Annotated in this window: 19 protein-coding genes; 13 read left to right on the top strand and 6 right to left on the bottom strand. The window is 69.0% G+C overall.

Annotated elements, in window-relative coordinates; all coding sequences use genetic code 11:
• The first annotated feature begins 35 nt into the window (after nucleotides 1–35).
• Complete coding sequence (locus QM728_RS12760; RefSeq protein WP_415032380.1) at nucleotides 36–836, top strand: hypothetical protein; 801 nt, start codon at nucleotides 36–38, stop codon at nucleotides 834–836.
• A 63-nt stretch (nucleotides 837–899) separates the two neighbouring features.
• On the opposite strand, the gene disA is transcribed toward QM728_RS12760, so the two are convergent.
• Nucleotides 900–1,976, bottom strand: coding sequence for a DNA integrity scanning diadenylate cyclase DisA (gene disA, locus QM728_RS12755; protein WP_415032379.1), 1,077 nt, complete (start codon nucleotides 1,974–1,976; stop codon nucleotides 900–902).
• 70 nt (nucleotides 1,977–2,046) lie between these two features.
• On the opposite strand from disA, the gene QM728_RS12750 reads away from it, so the two are divergent.
• Nucleotides 2,047–2,604: a PaaI family thioesterase gene (locus tag QM728_RS12750; RefSeq protein ID WP_415032378.1), complete on the top strand. Its 558-nt coding sequence runs from the start codon at nucleotides 2,047–2,049 to the stop codon at nucleotides 2,602–2,604.
• Nucleotides 2,605–2,606: 2 nt separating this feature from the next.
• Here QM728_RS12750 and radA read toward each other — a convergent pair whose 3' ends face one another.
• The gene (radA, locus tag QM728_RS12745) at nucleotides 2,607–4,001 is read right to left on the bottom strand and encodes a DNA repair protein RadA (RefSeq protein ID WP_415032377.1); all 1,395 of its coding nucleotides are present in this window, start codon (nucleotides 3,999–4,001) and stop codon (nucleotides 2,607–2,609) included.
• A 36-nt stretch (nucleotides 4,002–4,037) separates the two neighbouring features.
• A complete protein-coding gene (locus tag QM728_RS12740) occupies nucleotides 4,038–4,625 on the bottom strand; it encodes a hypothetical protein (RefSeq protein WP_415032376.1) in 588 nt (195 codons plus the stop codon).
• Between the two features lie 317 nt (nucleotides 4,626–4,942).
• On the opposite strand from QM728_RS12740, the gene QM728_RS12735 reads away from it, so the two are divergent.
• Genes QM728_RS12735 through rlmB form a run of 5 tightly spaced genes read left to right on the top strand, consistent with a single transcriptional unit; the run spans nucleotide 4,943 to nucleotide 8,961 of the window.
• Nucleotides 4,943–5,431 (top strand): CarD family transcriptional regulator, encoded by a 489-nt coding sequence (locus QM728_RS12735; protein ID WP_290719040.1) that lies wholly within the window; start codon nucleotides 4,943–4,945, stop codon nucleotides 5,429–5,431.
• A 12-nt stretch (nucleotides 5,432–5,443) separates the two neighbouring features.
• A complete protein-coding gene (gene ispD, locus QM728_RS12730; protein ID WP_415032375.1) occupies nucleotides 5,444–6,115 on the top strand; it encodes a 2-C-methyl-D-erythritol 4-phosphate cytidylyltransferase in 672 nt (223 codons plus the stop codon).
• 1 nt (nucleotide 6,116) lies between these two features.
• Nucleotides 6,117–6,605 (top strand): 2-C-methyl-D-erythritol 2,4-cyclodiphosphate synthase, encoded by a 489-nt coding sequence (gene ispF, locus QM728_RS12725; protein WP_415032374.1) that lies wholly within the window; start codon nucleotides 6,117–6,119, stop codon nucleotides 6,603–6,605.
• 11 nt (nucleotides 6,606–6,616) lie between these two features.
• Entirely contained in the window at nucleotides 6,617–8,011 is a 1,395-nt protein-coding gene (cysS, locus tag QM728_RS12720) for a cysteine--tRNA ligase (protein ID WP_415032373.1), read from the top strand.
• The gene (rlmB, locus tag QM728_RS12715; RefSeq protein ID WP_415032372.1) at nucleotides 8,011–8,961 is read left to right on the top strand and encodes a 23S rRNA (guanosine(2251)-2'-O)-methyltransferase RlmB; all 951 of its coding nucleotides are present in this window, start codon (nucleotides 8,011–8,013) and stop codon (nucleotides 8,959–8,961) included. Before cysS ends, rlmB begins: the two co-directional genes overlap by 1 nt.
• Before the next feature lie 71 nt (nucleotides 8,962–9,032).
• Here the strand turns inward: rlmB and QM728_RS12710 are convergent, their stop codons facing one another.
• Nucleotides 9,033–9,785 (bottom strand): LamB/YcsF family protein, encoded by a 753-nt coding sequence (locus tag QM728_RS12710; RefSeq protein WP_415032371.1) that lies wholly within the window; start codon nucleotides 9,783–9,785, stop codon nucleotides 9,033–9,035.
• Between the two features lie 44 nt (nucleotides 9,786–9,829).
• Here QM728_RS12710 and QM728_RS12705 point away from each other — a divergent pair, with 44 nt between their 5' ends.
• From QM728_RS12705 to QM728_RS12680, 6 genes are all read left to right on the top strand, one after another.
• The gene (locus tag QM728_RS12705) at nucleotides 9,830–11,410 is read left to right on the top strand and encodes a carboxylesterase/lipase family protein (RefSeq protein ID WP_415032370.1); all 1,581 of its coding nucleotides are present in this window, start codon (nucleotides 9,830–9,832) and stop codon (nucleotides 11,408–11,410) included.
• Entirely contained in the window at nucleotides 11,410–11,910 is a 501-nt protein-coding gene (locus QM728_RS12700) for a DUF2599 domain-containing protein (protein WP_415032369.1), read from the top strand. The genes QM728_RS12705 and QM728_RS12700 overlap by 1 nt, the downstream gene beginning before the upstream one ends.
• A gap of 66 nt (nucleotides 11,911–11,976) precedes the next feature.
• On the top strand, nucleotides 11,977–12,558 hold the full coding sequence (locus QM728_RS12695; RefSeq protein ID WP_415032368.1) for a TIGR03086 family metal-binding protein: 582 nt from the start codon (nucleotides 11,977–11,979) through the stop codon (nucleotides 12,556–12,558).
• Between the two features lie 2 nt (nucleotides 12,559–12,560).
• The gene (locus QM728_RS12690; RefSeq protein ID WP_415032367.1) at nucleotides 12,561–13,184 is read left to right on the top strand and encodes a maleylpyruvate isomerase family mycothiol-dependent enzyme; all 624 of its coding nucleotides are present in this window, start codon (nucleotides 12,561–12,563) and stop codon (nucleotides 13,182–13,184) included.
• A 59-nt stretch (nucleotides 13,185–13,243) separates the two neighbouring features.
• Nucleotides 13,244–13,579, top strand: a complete 336-nt coding sequence (locus QM728_RS12685) for a hypothetical protein (RefSeq protein ID WP_415032366.1) — start codon at nucleotides 13,244–13,246, stop codon at nucleotides 13,577–13,579.
• Nucleotides 13,580–13,609: 30 nt separating this feature from the next.
• Entirely contained in the window at nucleotides 13,610–13,981 is a 372-nt protein-coding gene (locus QM728_RS12680) for a hypothetical protein (protein WP_415032365.1), read from the top strand.
• Between the two features lie 25 nt (nucleotides 13,982–14,006).
• Here QM728_RS12680 and QM728_RS12675 read toward each other — a convergent pair whose 3' ends face one another.
• Both QM728_RS12675 and QM728_RS12670 read right to left on the bottom strand, forming a co-directional pair.
• Nucleotides 14,007–14,336, bottom strand: a complete 330-nt coding sequence (locus QM728_RS12675) for a hypothetical protein (RefSeq protein ID WP_415032364.1) — start codon at nucleotides 14,334–14,336, stop codon at nucleotides 14,007–14,009.
• A 178-nt stretch (nucleotides 14,337–14,514) separates the two neighbouring features.
• Nucleotides 14,515–15,036 (bottom strand): hypothetical protein, encoded by a 522-nt coding sequence (locus QM728_RS12670; protein WP_415032363.1) that lies wholly within the window; start codon nucleotides 15,034–15,036, stop codon nucleotides 14,515–14,517.
• Nucleotides 15,037–15,473 lie beyond the last annotated feature (437 nt).

The following is a 15,473-nucleotide window of genomic DNA, read 5'->3' as shown; positions in this document are numbered from 1 at the left end:
CGGCCGCATCGCCGCTGGCAGTTAGCGTTGATGGCGTGATCGAACCGCAAGGCCCCCTGCCGCAGGAAATCTACTGGCGACGCCGCATCGTCGCCGGTGTGGGCGCGCTTGCCTTCGTCGGTTTGGTCCTGGCGCTCATCATCTCGGCGCTGCCGTCGAAGGGCGACAACCAGAAGGTCGCCGCGACGAGCTCGGCGCAGCCCGCCCCGAAGCCCGCTCCGCCCGCCCCGGCCGGTGACAACCAGGCCGGTGCCCAGTCGGGCGATCAGGCCAACGGTCAGGGCGATGGCACGCAGGGCGACGACCAGTCCGCGCCCTCGACGCCGAAGGCCGCACCCACGCCGCGGCCCGACGGTCAGGCGGCCGCTCCCGACGGCACGCCCGGCGGTCCGAACAACGCCGCCGGTCCGGCCATCCCCGCGCAGAACCTGTGCACCGACCAGAGCCTGTCGGTGGTGCTCTACACCGACAAGCCCACCTACAAGGTCGGCGACCAGCCGGTGTTCACCCTCGCGGTGACCAACGGCGGTCTGACCGAGTGCACCCGCGACATCGGCAAGTCCGTGCAGAACGTCGTGGTCCGCTCGCTCGACGGCACGCGCACCCTGTGGACCGCGCGCGACTGCTCGCCGCTGCGCTCGGTGAACAACGTGAACTTCCAGCCGGGCCAGCAGGAGCGCGACACCATCAACTGGTCGGGCACCACCAGCAAGCCGGGCTGCAAGACTCCGCGCGAGCCGATTCCGCCGGGCGCCTACCGCGCGATCGGCAAGATCGGTGAGCGCGAGTCCGCGCCGATCACGTTCAACGTCGTCGCCCCCGCGCAGCAGCCGTAGTCCCGCTTCACGAATCCGCTCCCGCGCCGTCGATCGGTGGCGCGGGACCGAAATCAGGGTGCGTTAGTACCGGTCCAGACTTGATTCGGCCAGGCGCGACAGTCCTTCACGGATGTGGCGGGCCCAGATGCTGCCGATTCCCTCGACGCCCTGCAGGTCGGCGGCACTGGTGGCCAGGAGCGACTGCAGCGATCCAAAGTTGGTGACCAGGCGGTCGATGTGGCCGAACTGCAGCCGCGAGATCCGCGACAGCAGCCGATAGCCGCGCGGGGTCATCGTCGTGTCCAGGGCCTCGACGGTCGTCGGGTAGCCGAAGCAGCGGCCGATCAGCGAGAGGTCGAGCAGGTCGGTGTCCGACAGCTTGCCGATCGCCGCCAGTGCCCGCTTGAGCTCCTCCGACGTCGGCGGCTCGGGCGAGGCGTAGTAGTCGCGGACGAGCAGTTCGCGGCTCGCGTCGTTGTCGCTGAGGAGCTCCTCGCGCTGCAGCCGGACCTGTCGTCCGTTGGTGCCGAGCTCGAGGATGTAGAGGTCGATCTCGTCGGCGACGCGTCGGACCATCTCCATCCGCTGCGCCACGCTCATCACGTCGCGCAGGGTGACGTCGTCCTCGATCTCCGACCGCGACAGCTGGCCCAGCACCTCGTCGAGCCGCGAGCGGTAGCGCTCCAGGGTGGCGAGGGCGACGTTGGCGCGCGAGAGGATCGGGTCGGGGCTCTCGACGATCCGCCGCGCGCCGTCGACGTAGATGCTGACGATCGACATCGACGCGCTGACCGAGATCACCGGGTAGCCGGTCTGGATCGCGGTGCGTTCGGCGGCGCGGTGCCGGGTGCCCGACTCGCTGGTCGGAATCGTCGGGTCCGGCATGAGCTGCACGTTGGCGCGCAGGATCCGCGAGCCGTCGGTCGACAGCACCAGGGCGCCGTCCATCTTCGACAGCTCGCGCAGCCGCGTCGGGGCGAAGTCGACGTCGAGGGTGAACCCGCCGTCGCAGAGCTTCTCCACGTCCTTGTCGTAGCCGAGCACGATCAGGGCGCCGGTGCCGCCGCGCAGGATCCGCTCCAGGCCGTCGCGCAGCCCGGTGCCCGGCGCCACCCGCGCGAAGGTCTCACGCGTCAGGTCCGACATCGGGGCGGGCATGGGTGCTCCAGGGGCTCAGGGGTGTGGGTGACACCGTGGGGGAGAAGTGACGAAACTAGAGTATCGGTCTATGAGTGGCAGTTTTGCAGTACCCGAAGACCTGGAGCCGTTGACGCGCCATCCGAAGGTCTCCCCGCCGGGTCAGATCATGCGCTACCACCACGCCCTCTGCTACGGCTGCGGCGACGACGCGATCAACGGACTGCACGTCGCCGTGACCGCGGGCGAGGGCCTGACGTCGACCGCGACGATGACCGTCCGCCAGTGGATGGAGGGCGGTCCCGGCGTGATCCACGGCGGCGTCCTCTCCGCGGCCTTCGACGAAGTCATGGGCACGACGGCCCTGCTCTGCGGCGTCCCGGTGGTGACCGGCCACCTCGAGATCGACTTCGCCAAGCCGATCCCGATCGACTCGTCGCTGCGGTTCACCGCCGAGATCCTCGGCAAGCAGCGGCGCAAGATCTACACGAGCGCGACCGCCTACATCGAGGGCCCCGACGCCCCGACGGACCCGGTGGCCCGCAGCCGCGCGCTGTTCGTCGGCATCGACCCGCGCCAGCACTTCTCCGAGCACGTCGCGAAGGCGCAGCGTCCGGGCGAGCACTGGAGCAAGTACTCGAGCCCGTAACCCTAGAAGTCGAACGACGGCTTGCCGCCGGACAGGCAGGCGTCGACGGCCTCGAGGAGGTTCGCGACCCGGCTGACCCGGATGCCCTTCGGCAGCTCCTCGCGGTCGGCGCCCGACGACGGGATGACCGCGTGGCGGAAGCCCAGCCGCTTCGCCTCGGCGACCCGTCGGGTGAGCGACCCGACCGGGCGCACCTCGCCGGCCAGCCCGACCTCCCCGATCACGACCGTGTCGAACGGGATGGGGGCGTCCTTCGCCACCGAGGCGATCGCCATCGCGATGGCCAGGTCGGCGGCCGGCTCGGTGACCTTCATGCCGCCCACCGTCGAGGTGTAGACCTCCGACTTGCCGAGGTCCTTCATCCCCAGCCGCGCCTGCAGCACCGCGAGGACCATCGCCACCCGGGCGCTGTCGAGGCCGGAGACCGCGCGCCGCGGGTTGTTCATCTCGGCGGGGTTGGCCAGCGCCTGGATCTCGCCGACCAGTGCGCGTTTGCCGTCCATCGTGACCAGCACGGCCGAGCCGGTGACGTCGCCCGCGCGCTCGTGCCAGAAGATGCCCGACGGATCGGTGACCTGGTGGATGCCGTTGTCGCGCTGCTCGAAGCACCCGACCTCGTCGGCGGCGCCGAAACGGTTCTTGACCCCGCGCACCATCCGCAGCGGGGAGTGGCGGTCGCCCTCGAAGCTCAGCACGACGTCGACGAGGTGCTCGAGCGAGCGCGGCCCGGCGACGGCGCCGTCCTTGGTGACGTGGCCGACGAGGATGACGGCGACGCCGGTGTTCTTGGCGAGCGAGACCAGCGCGGTGGTGACCGCGCGGATCTGGGTGACGCCGCCGTGCACGCCGTCGGAGTCGCCGGCGACCATCGTCTGCACCGAGTCGACGATCAACAGCGTCGGATCGACCTCGGTGACGTGCCCCAGCACCGTCCCCAGGTCGGACTCGGCGGCGAGGTAGACGTTCTCGTCGACGGCATCGGTGCGCTCGGCGCGCAACCGCACCTGCCCGGCCGACTCCTCGCCGGTGACGTAGAGGACCTTGCGGCCGCCGCGCGCCCAGTGCTTGGCGGCCTCCAGCAGCAGCGTCGACTTGCCGACGCCGGGCTCGCCGGCCAGCAGGATCACCGAGCCGGGGACGACCCCGCGGCCCAGGACGCGGTCGAACTCGCCGATACCGGTGGGGATGACGGCCGCCGCCTCGGAACCGATCTCGGTGAGGCGCTTGGCCGGGCTGCTCGGCGCGACGCCGGCCGTCGTGCGCCCCTTGGCGGCGACAGCGGCCACCGCTTCATCGACGGTGCCCCATTCGCCACATTCCGGGCAGCGTCCCACCCACTTGGCGGGTTGGTGCCCACAGGCACTGCACCGGAATACCGCTCGGGTCTTGGCTGCCACGCGGTCAGCCTAGAGCGCGGGTCGGACGCGGATCGCTCAGTGGCCGCTCTCGGCCGAGTCGGCCGGGTCCTTGTCCTTGCGCTCGGCCAGCGAACCCACGTCGACCGGGGTGTTGACGACGACTTTGATCGGCTTGCCGGCCTGGGTGAAGTTGAACGTGAGCGGCACGGTGAGCCCGGGCGCGACGGTCTTGCCGGCGCCGTTGAAGGTCACGTCGAGCTGCTTCTGTCCCTCGGCGGGGGTCATGCCCGCGGGCTTGCCGGCGCGCAGGGCCAAGCCCGGCTTCACGTCGGTGTCGGCGGGCAGGGTGACGGTGCCGGTCGGCGCCTCGATGGAGTCGAGCTTGAGAACGTTGACCGGGTCCTCGTTGGTGATGACGAAGGCCAGCTTGAACGGGCCGCCCGCGGCGAAGGCCGCGGCGGAGTCGCCGTCGGGGTAGACGATCTGTGCGTCGTTGACGGTGATCGAGCCCTCGCGCACGGTGGCGCCGTTGACGGCGGCGGCCTGCGTCGCGGTCTGGGAGACCTGGCCGGAACCGCAGGCGGAGGCCGAGACGATCACGCCGGTGCCGATGGCGACGGCGAGCGCGGACTTGACGAGTGCGGACTGGGAGAGCAGGGACACCGTAATCCTCCAGCTGGTGGGGCTTCATCGCGCTCACTGCGGCACATCGGTCGCGGAACGCTCACTACGCAGCGTAGTGGGCGTGGACCGGTTCCGTCCCCCGGGGTGGCGAGATTCGTCGAAAAATCGTGCCGCCGTCGTCGGTGCGCGCCCCACAATCGTCGTCGGGTGTGGGCGCTACCACAGTCCGTAGTAGCCCCCGATAGTCCCCCTGGCCAGCACAAAGGGGTCTGATCACCCCCTTGACCTGCACCTTCGTGAAAGGGGTGTCTGACCCGCGTGTTAGACTTGCCTCAGTTGAAAGGGGCGCTAAGTTCATGAATTTCAAAGTCGGCGACACCGTTGTCTACCCCCACCACGGTGCCGCGAGGGTTGAGGACATCGTCACTCGCACCATCAAGGGCGAGCCGGTCGAATACCTCGTACTGAAGGTGACCGACGGTGACATGACCGTCCAGATCCCTTCGTCCAAGCTCGAATACGTCGGTGTCCGCGACGTTGTCGGCGAGGAGGGCCTGGACCAGGTCTTCCAGGTGTTGCGCGCGCCGCACACCGAGGAGCCGACCAACTGGGCCCGCCGCTTCAAGGCCAACCAGGAGAAGCTGATCTCCGGCGACATCATCAAGGTCGCCGAGATCGTGCGCGACCTGTGGCGCCGCGAGCAGGACCGCGGACTGTCGGCCGGCGAGAAGCGCATGCTCACCCGTGCGCGCCGCGTCCTCGTCGACGAGCTCTCCCTCGCGCAGAACACCGACGACGAGAAGGCCTCCAGCATTCTCGACGAGGTGCTGGCCGCCGCCTCCTAGGCGCACCGCCACTTGTCCACCTCGGTCATCGTCCCGGCCGCCGGGTCGGGGACCCGGCTGGGCGAGAACCGGCCCAAGGCCTTCGTCGACCTCTCCGGTGCGACGATCCTGTCCCGCACGCTCGCCGCGGTGCAGTCGTCGGACGTCGGGCTCGACCGCATCGTCGTCGTCGTGCCCGAAGAGCTGATCGAGCAGACTCGTGCCGAACTGACCGGATCGCGCTGTGCGGTCGACGTCGTGGCCGGCGGTGCCGAGCGCTCTGATTCCGTGCGCGCCGGGCTGGCCCGCGCCACCGGCGAATTCGTGCTCGTCCACGACGCCGCCCGCCCGTTCACCCCCGCCGCCGTTTTCGAGCGCGTCGTCGAGGCGCTGCGCGCCGGGCACCAAGCGGTGGTGCCGGGGCTGCCCGTCGTCGACACCCTCAAACGCGTCGACGACGAAGAGCAGGTACTGGAAACAGTCGACCGCTCGGTGCTCCGCGCGATCCAGACCCCGCAGGGCTTTCACGCCGACGCACTCGCGCGGGCCTACGCCGACGCCGGGGACGTCGCCACCGACGACGCCGGACTGGCCGAGCGCGCCGGGATTGCGGTGCACGTCGTCGCGGGCGACCCCGACGCTTTCAAGATCACGACGCCGTGGGACCTGCGGTTGGCGCGGGCCATCGCGAAAGGGTGGGACTGACATGCGGGTGGGCATCGGCACCGACGTGCACAAGATCGCCAAGGGTGTGCCCTGCTGGCTGGTCGGCCTGAACTTCCCCGACGACGACGGCTGCGAGGGCCACTCCGACGGCGACGTCGGCGCGCACGCGCTCTGCGACGCCGTGCTCTCGGCCGCCGGGCTCGGTGACCTCGGCAGCGTCTTCGGCACCGGTCGGCCCGAGTGGGACGGCGTCTCCGGCGTACAGATGCTCGAGCACGTCGCCACACTGGTCGCCGAGGCCGGGTTCGCCGTGGCCAACGGATCGGTGCAGGTGATCGGCAACCGTCCGCGCATCGGGCCGCGCCGGGAAGAGGCGTCGGCGGTGCTGTCCAAGGCACTCGGCGCACCGGTGTCGGTCTCGGCCACGACCACCGACGGACTGGGCCTGACCGGGCGCGGCGAGGGCATCGCCGCCGTCGCCACCGCGCTGGTCACCGAGGCCGGGCGCGGCGCCGACCGCGGCCGGTAGGATTGCGCGTCGTGACCCTCCGCCTCTTTGACACCGCCGCCCGCGAGGTGCGCGAGTTCCGTCCCCTCGTCGATGGACGGGTGACGATCTACCTGTGTGGCGCGACGGTCCAGGGCGTGCCGCATATCGGTCACGTCCGCAGCGGAATCGCCTTCGACGTGCTGCGCCGCTGGCTCGCCCACCAGGGCAACGACGTGCTCTTCGTCCGCAACGTCACCGACATCGACGACAAGATCCTGCGCAAGGCCGACGAGGCCGGCCGCCCCTGGTGGGAGTGGGCCGCCACGCACGAACGGGCCTTCGACGACGCCTACCGCGCATTGGGCGTGCTGCCGCCGTCGGCCGAGCCGCGCGCGACGGGGTTCGTCCCGCAGATGATCGGGTACATGCAGCGGTTGATCGACCGCGGCCACGCGTACGTCGCCGACGGCAACGTCTATTTCGACGTGCAGAGCCTGCCCGACTACGGCGCGCTGTCCGGGCACAAGCTCGACGACGTCCACCAGGGCGAGAGCGCCGGCACCGGCAAGCGCGACGCGCGCGACTTCACGCTGTGGAAGGCCGCCAAGCCCGGCGAGCCGTCGTGGGACACCCCCTGGGGACCGGGCCGACCCGGCTGGCACCTGGAGTGCTCGGCCATGGCGACGAGTCTGCTGGGCCCCGAGTTCGACATCCACTGTGGCGGCATGGACCTGGTGTTCCCGCACCACGAGAACGAGATCGCCCAGAGCCACGGCGCCGGCGACCCCTTCGCACGCTACTGGCTGCACAACGGCTGGGTCACCATGAGCGGCGAGAAGATGAGCAAGTCGCTCGGCAACGTCGTCGCGATCCCGGAGATGCTCCGCAAGGTGCGCCCGGTCGAGCTGCGCTACTACCTGGGCAGCGCCCACTACCGCTCGATGCTCGAATACTCCGACGGCGCGCTGGCCGAGGCCGCGACCGCCTACCGCCGCGTCGAGTCCTTCGTGCAGCGCGTCGACGCCCGCGTCGGCGCGGTGACCGTGGGCGAGGTGGACCCCGAGTTCACCGCCGCCCTCGACGACGATCTCGGCGTGCCCGCCGCGCTCGCGGTCATCCACAACACCGTGCGCGCCGGCAACACCGCGCTGGAGAACGGCGACGGCGACGCGGCGGTGAAGATCGCCGGCTCGGTCCGCGCCATGATGGGCATCCTCGGCGTCGACCCGATGGCGTCGAACTGGGCCCAGGCGCAGGAGAACGCGACGGCGATGGAGGCCCTCGACGTGCTGGTGCGCGCCGAATTGGACCGTCGTTCGCAGGCTCGCGCGGACAAGGACTGGGCGGTCGCCGACGAGGTGCGCGACCGACTGGCCAAGGCCGGGGTCGAGGTCACCGATACCCCCGACGGGGCGCAGTGGGCGCTGAGGGAAGGTGAAGCCTGATGGCCGGCAACTCCAAGCGCAAGGGCGCGATCCGCAAGTCGGGCACCAAGAAGGGGCAGACCGTCGGGTCCGGCGGTCAGCGCCGCCGTGGCCTGGAGGCCCGCGGTGCGACGCCGAAGGCCGAGGACCGCGTCTACCACGTCGCGCACAAGCGCAAGAACGCCCAGCAGAAGCAGGCCGCGAGTCGTCGCTCGCGCCGCGACGAGGACACCGCCGAGTACGTGCTCGGGCGCAACCCCGTCGTCGAGTGCCTGCGCGCCGACGTCCCCGCGACGGCGTTGTACCTGGTCAGCGGCGGTCCCGCCGACGAACGCGTGACCGAGGCGGTGCAGCTCGCCGGCACCAAGGGCATCTCGATCCTCGAGGTCACCAAGAACGAGCTCGACCGCATGTCGTCGAACGGCCTGCACCAGGGCATCGCGCTGCAGGTGCCGCCGTACGTCTACGCCCACCCCGACGACGTCATGGCCGACGCCATCGCCTCGGGCGAGCCGCCGCTGCTCGTCGCACTCGACAACATCACCGACCCGCGCAACCTGGGCGCGGTCATCCGCTCGGTCGCCGCGTTCGGCGGCCACGGCGTGCTGATCCCGCAGCGGCGCAGCGCGAGCGTCACCGCCGTCGCCTGGCGCACCAGTGCCGGCGCCGCCGCCCGACTGCCCGTCGCCCAGGCGCCGAACCTGACCCGCACCCTCAAGGAGTGGGCGAAGACCGGTGCACAGATCGTCGGCCTCGACACCGAGGGCGCGGTCAGCCTCGACGACTACGACGGCACCGGTCCGACGGTGATCGTCGTCGGCTCTGAGGGCAAAGGGCTGTCGCGCCTGGTCCGCGAGACCTGTGACTCGGTCCTCGCCGTGCCGATGGCCGGCGACGTCGAGAGCCTCAACGCCTCGGTCGCCGCGGGAGTAGTGCTCGCCGAATTCGCCCGCCAGCGTCGCCAGGCCTAGCTCGCGCGTGTGGATTCGCGTCGCGCGTGGCCGATTGTCGACGCGCGATGACAATCCCCTCGCGGGAGGCGTCAGTCGCGGCTGATCGGCGCGATCTTCACGCCCGCCGCCAGGAGTGCGTCGCGCGTGCGGGTCGCGTGCTCGACCGCCCCCGGGGTGTCCCCGTGCAGGCAGATCGACTCCGCGTCGACGGTGATGACCGACCCGTCGACGGCGGTCAGCGTCCCGGTGGTGACCAGCTCGACGACCCGTCGCGCGATCTGCGCGGAATCGGTCAGGAGCGCACCGGCCTCGGTGCGCGGGACGAGGGTGCCGTCGGGGCGGTAGCCGCGGTCGGCGAAGGCCTCGGTGATGACGGGCAGTCCGGCGTCGCGGGCGAGCGCGAGGACGAGGGAATTCGGCAGTCCCATCACCGCCAGCCCCGGATCGACCGACCGCACCGCCGCGACGACCGCCGCCGCTTGCTCCTCGTCGGCAACGACCGTGTTGTAGAGCGCGCCGTGCGGCTTGACGTAGGTGACGCGGGATCCGGCGGCCGACGCCAACGCCGCGAGGGCGCCGACCTGGTACACGATGTCCGACCGCAGATCCTCCGGGTCCATCGCCATGTAGCGGCGGCCGAAGCCCTCCCGGTCGGGGTAGGAGACCTGGGCGCCGATCGCGACGCCGCGCTCGTGCGCCTGGCCGCAGGTGCGGGCGAGGAGCGTCGGCGATCCGGCGTGAAAACCGCAGGCGATGTTGGCGCTGGTCACGACGCCGAGCATCGCCTCGTCGTCGCCGACGCCCTCGCCCAGATCGGCGTTCAAATCGATGGTGCTGCCCACGAACATCGATTCTAGGAGGGCTACCCTGGAGAACCATGACATCGATGAATGATCTGATCGCCACGGCCGAGGGCCTGGTGGTCGGTGTTCGCGGCAAGCGCCTGCGCGCGGGCACGATCAGCTGGAAGGGCATCCCGTACGCCGCGCCGCCCGTCGGCCCGCTGCGCTTCCGTGCGCCGCAGCCAGCTCCGCCGCTGAAGGGCAAGTTCCTCGCGAACCGCTACGGCAAGGCCGAGATCCAGGACAAGCTCTACACCGCGACCGGCGCCGGCGGCTTCCAGCCGATGAGCGAGGACTGCCTGACGCTCAACGTGTTCTCCCCCGACCGCATCTCCGCGACGCCGCGACCGGTCATGGTGTTCATCCACGGCGGCGCCTACCTGCTGGGCGCGACGGCGACCCCGCTCTACGACGGCGCCCTGCTCGCGAAGGCCGGCGGCGTCATCGTCGTGACCATCCAGTACCGCTTCGGTCCGTTCGGGTGTCTCGACTTCTCCCAGTTCTCCAGCCCGGGCCGCAAGATCGACGACAACCTCTGCCTGCGCGACCAGGTTGCCGCGCTCGAATGGGTGCAGCGCAACATCGCGTCCTTCGGCGGCGATCCCGACAATGTGACCGTCTTCGGCGAGAGTGCCGGCGGGTCCGCGGTTACCGCCCTGCTCGCCACGCCGGCGGCCGAGGGCCTGTTCCACAAGGCGATCGCGCAGAGCCCGGCCAACGAGTTGAACCTGTCCAAGGACACCGCCGACCACCTCGCAGGCGAGTTCGTGAAGATGCTCGCCGACCGCTCCTACCGAGCGGGTTCCGGTGGCGCGCCGATCGAGAAGTCGCGCGCACTTGAACTGCTGCACAGCGCGTCGCCGGAGGTGCTGCACAAGGTTGGCAAGAAGCTGACCGCGTACACGCCGCAGTCCGGACTGGGCGAGTTCCTGCCCTTCGGCCCGACGTTCGGCACCGACTACCTGCCGGAGGAGCCGAACCAGGCCGCCCGCCACGGCAACACCCACCCGGTGCCGCTGATCATCGGCACGAACCGCGATGAGGCCAACCTCTTCACCAAGGGCATGAGCCTGCTGCCCGGCAACAACCGTGACTCGCTCGAGGGGGTCTTCCCGACGGGCGAAGAAGTCTTCGTGAGCGTGCCCGACCCGGCGAGCCGCACCGAGCTCGTCGAGGCCTACCGGGTGGGACACCGCGGCGGCGACCCGGTGCACATGCTCGGCGACTCCGTGTTCTGGGGGCCGGCGGTCCCGTTCATCGAGGGGCACGCGGCGGCGGGCAACCCGACCTACGTGTACCGCTACGACTTCGACACCAAGGTGCTGCGTGCCACCGGGATGCGGGCCACGCACGCCATGGAACTCTTCCCGGTCTTCGGCATGTTCCGGTCCTTCGGCGCCGGCCTGGCCGCCGGCGACTGGCGCAACACCGGCAAGATCACCCGCGTCATGCAGGGCCACTGGTCGACGTTCGCGCGGACCAGCCAGCCGGAGTTGCAGTGGACGCGGTACACCGCCGAGCACCGCGACACGATGGTCTTCGACGTCCACTCGCGGATGGTGAGCGACCCGTACCCCGAGCGCCGCGAAGCGTGGATGCGCGCACACGGCCAAGTGCCCGCGTGATGCCGGCCGTTCGTCGGACGCTCGGCTGCGGCGGTGTCGCCGCGCTGGTGCTGGCCGCCGTCGTCGGGTGTGGTTCTGATGCCGACGACTACCGCGCTGCACCCGAGCCGACGACGGTGAGCACGACCGCCGACGCGGAGTCGGACTCGCCGAGCACCTCGGTCGTGTACCTGCCACCCCCGTACATCGATCACACGGAGTGGGTCGAGACTGCCGTCGGCCCGAGCCTGCAGGTCTATCCGACGCCTAACGGTCGTCGCGTGACGACGGCGGATGCGCAGGGGAAGGCGTGGCGCGAGGTCGTCAAGAGGTCGAGCGGCTACGGCCAATACTCCGCGCGCACGCCGGGGATGCGGGCCCAGTTCGACTGTCACTGGATCTGGGCCCGGGCGGTCCAGCCCGACAAGTCGTCGTGGAACCTGGAGCCCACGCGTCCGGTCGTGTCCGAGGACCAGATGGTCGCCACCCGCTGCAACCCCGGATTCGCCGAGGAATACTGACCGCCGACGATTGTCCGACCACGCGGGGATACTGGGCAGCACACCCCGCGACGGAAGGTGCCGATCATGGCCGACGACGTTCTTGACATCTACCAGGGCGGCCTGGACTTCTTCGGGTCGATAGTCCAAGCGGTGCCCGACGGTGCATGGCGGCGGTCGTCGCCCTGTGCCGGGTGGACCGCGCTCGACGTGCTGGGCCACGTCGGGGAGACGACGCGGATCGGTGCGCTGATCCTGTCGGAGGCGCCTTTCGATCCCGTCGAGTTTGATCCGCCGGCCAAAGCGGTCGACGGTGATCCGGCCTTCTGGTGGCAGCAACAGGCGGGCAAGGCCTACGAGGTGCTGGCCGGCGACGTCGATCTGGATCGGGTCGTCGACAGCCCGATGGGTCGGCGGTCGGTTCGCGAGGGGTTGGCGTTCCCGGCGGCCGACCTCTACCTGCACGGCTGGGACCTGGGTACCGCGACCGGGCAGTCCGTCACCATCCCGGATGGGGCGATCGCCTTCATCCGCGGCATGTTCGAGTACGTGCCCGAGGAGGCGGCGCGACGCCCCGGCGTCTTCGACGCGGCCAAGCCGGCGCCGGCCGACGCCACGCCCACCGAGGACCTGATCGCCTGGACCGGGCGCGACCCGCGCGGCACCTGACCATGCTCAGCGTGAAGGCGCTCGCCCGCGACGAGCGGGCCAGCCTGGCGGAGTTCCTCGCCACGCTTACGCCTGCCGAATGGGACTACCCGTCGTTGTGCGAGGGTTGGTCGGTGCGCGACGTCGTGGCCCACCATCTCAGCTACGACGAGCTGACCGTGCCGGCCATGCTCGGTCGATTCGCGCGCAATTTGGGGCGCTTCGACCGGGCCAACGCCGATGGCCTCGCCGCCATGAGCGGCGTCGGGCCGGAGCAGTTGCTGGAGTTGCTCGACGGCCACCTCACGCCGAGTGGCCTGCCGACCGCCTTCGGCTCCCGCATCGCGCTGCTGGACTGCATGGTCCACCAGCAGGACATTCGACGCCCGCTCGGGCGGCCGCGCGAGATCCCCGCCGAGCGGTTGATCCCCGCATTGAACTTCGCCCGGATGGCACCGCCGATCGGTGCCCGCGGCCGCATCAAGGGCCTGCGGCTCGTCGCCGACGACATCGACTGGGCCGCCGGGCGCGGTTCAGAGGTGACCGGCACCGGTGAGGCGATCCTGCTGGCCATGGCGGGCCGGCGTGACGCGGCGTCGGCGCTCTCCGGCCCCGGTGTCGCGACACTGCGGGAGCGGCTGGGCTAGAGCCGTCGCGCACGCGGTAGCCGGGTCGAATCAGGCGAGGATCGAAAGGGAGGGTTCTAATGTATGCGATCTACCTGGGCGAACTTGGTGAGCGCCCGATGAAGGACGAGTTGACGTGGTGGGCGTCTCAGGAGACTTTCGAAAGAATGATTGACGAAGCACTCGCCCATCACGGCCTCGACGAAAGCCACGCCGATCGGAAGTTCGAGGCCAGTATGTATAAAGGGCTTTCCGGATTGAACCGATGGCCCGAGTTGCTGGAAGCTCTCGACAGGGTCGCTTCCTCGCCTTCTCGATGCCCCAATGAGTCAGATGATGACTTCGAGTACTACTCAGGCCAGGCTCACGAATTTCGGGGCATCTACCAGAATTACCTCCGGAGCCGTCCCGCGTAGGCGTGGGCAAGTCCTGGACCAAGGGGCCTGATGAAGCCAGATGAGGCGAAAGTCTTCGACATCGCGCTGAGTTATGCCATCGAGGACGAGGTTCCGATCTACTTCCTGTACGGCGCAGTTAAGTATGTGACTGGTTCAACCCACCACGCGCGGCGGATCCTCGACGCGGTATTCGACCGCTTGCTCAGCGAGGGGCTTGTCGTGGTCGGAAACCCGGGTGCAGGACAGTTCAACCCTTGGCCTGGCGAGGCGATCATGGCAATGGAGCGAATTCGCTCCTTTCTGGACGACTACCCCTTGGACCCCGGAATGGAGGGCACGGGCATTTGGTACATCTTGACCGACGCAGGGCACGACCTCGCTGAGCGCACGCCAGACCCCTTCGACGGTGAGGATGCCTGACCTTGGAGGGTCTAGCTGTCCCAGTTCAGCTTCGACCCTCCAGCCACGCAAAGAACTCGTGTAGATCGAGCGGTGCCAGTCGCCATGCCCATTCACGGCCGGTGAAGTAGGTCGATCCCTGAACCCACGTTCGTGGCTCGCAAGAAATCTCTGGGCCGTCCGAGCCGTTGCCGATGCTGATGTCTGGGAGGACGGTCCCCCGCACCGCCGCATTTCTCAGGCGATGGGAACGGTCCCAACGCTCGACCGCCTCAAACTCTCGCGCCGCCGGATCGTCGGCTGGTGTGTCGACCCAGATATCCGGCACGGCGTCAAAGGCTCTCCGGTAGGCATGTGTGAGCGATTCCGTCTTCATCACCACAAAGGGTGGTTCCTCGGAGCAAAGTGCGTCTCGATTCTGCTGGCACCAGCGAGTGAAGACGTCGGTGTCGAGCTCCCCAGTAAATAGCGGGACACGACTGCCGCTCTCACTGAGGAGGTACAGGCTGGCGGTCGGCACCGAGGTTGGCGACCAATCAGCTCGTTCTATGCGCTCAATTCGCAGTATATACACGCGTGCTCCCGTGCTCTGTCCGCAACCACTCGAAGAATTCATGGAGGTTGACCGGGTAGTAGCGCCAACGCCACTCGGCACCCGTGAACGCTTCATCGTCGTCGGGAGGCCTCGGCTCGCAGGAGATTTCCGGGCCGTCGATCCCGGTGCCCATTGAAATGCCGGGCAACTTCCATTCGCGGGACCAAGCCAGCGTGTGTGCCTCACCCCACTCGTCGACGAGAACCTCATACAGGAAGTCCGGATCATCGTCTGCGACCTCTAGGCCGGTGTACGGGGCGGCTTCCTGTGCCCGCTGGTAGGCCGCGCTCAGTGACTCATCGCGACGTACCGGAAAAGGAGGCAAGGTCTCGGCTTTGATCGATTCTTCGTTCTCGACGCACCATTCGTGGAAGTCGTCGAAGTCGAGAACACCCTCAAAGAGTGGTATCTGCCGGCCATCATCGTCAACAAGGTAGATCGAATGAAACGGCTGGACGTCAGCGGCGTCGGCGACGACCAAGCTGGCGATCCTCAGCCTCAGCATGGCTGGAGCTCCATATCGATCAGCCCTTTCGATAGTTGTCGCGCGGGGTCTTCGGATACCCCTGGGCACCTTGCTCCGCTCATCTACCGGTATCGCGATTCTGACGCCAGCGCGAGAGTGGACTTTCGCGGCGCGGCACGCTCGCCGATCGCCGGGCCTCAGCGGCGCGCAACTCCCGATTCCGTCGCCTGTCAGCACGCCTTCGCGCTATTTCATAGCGGGAATCAAAGCTCAGTTGCCCGACGGCAGCGGCAAACACGAACCAGGTGACGACTAGCGCGCGCCACCCCTCTAGAACACACGCAAGTATTGAGACGGCAAAGGTAAGCGGGATCAGAACAAGCATTGCCTTGCGGTCAAGGATGGTTTCAACGAATAGGTTCACGATGGAAAATGAGCAGAGCCAGATTATC

The sequence above is a fragment of the Gordonia sp. (in: high G+C Gram-positive bacteria) genome, assembly GCF_047602025.1.
Classification (GTDB): domain Bacteria; phylum Actinomycetota; class Actinomycetes; order Mycobacteriales; family Mycobacteriaceae; genus Gordonia.
This window is presented reverse-complemented; position numbering and strand designations above follow the sequence as displayed.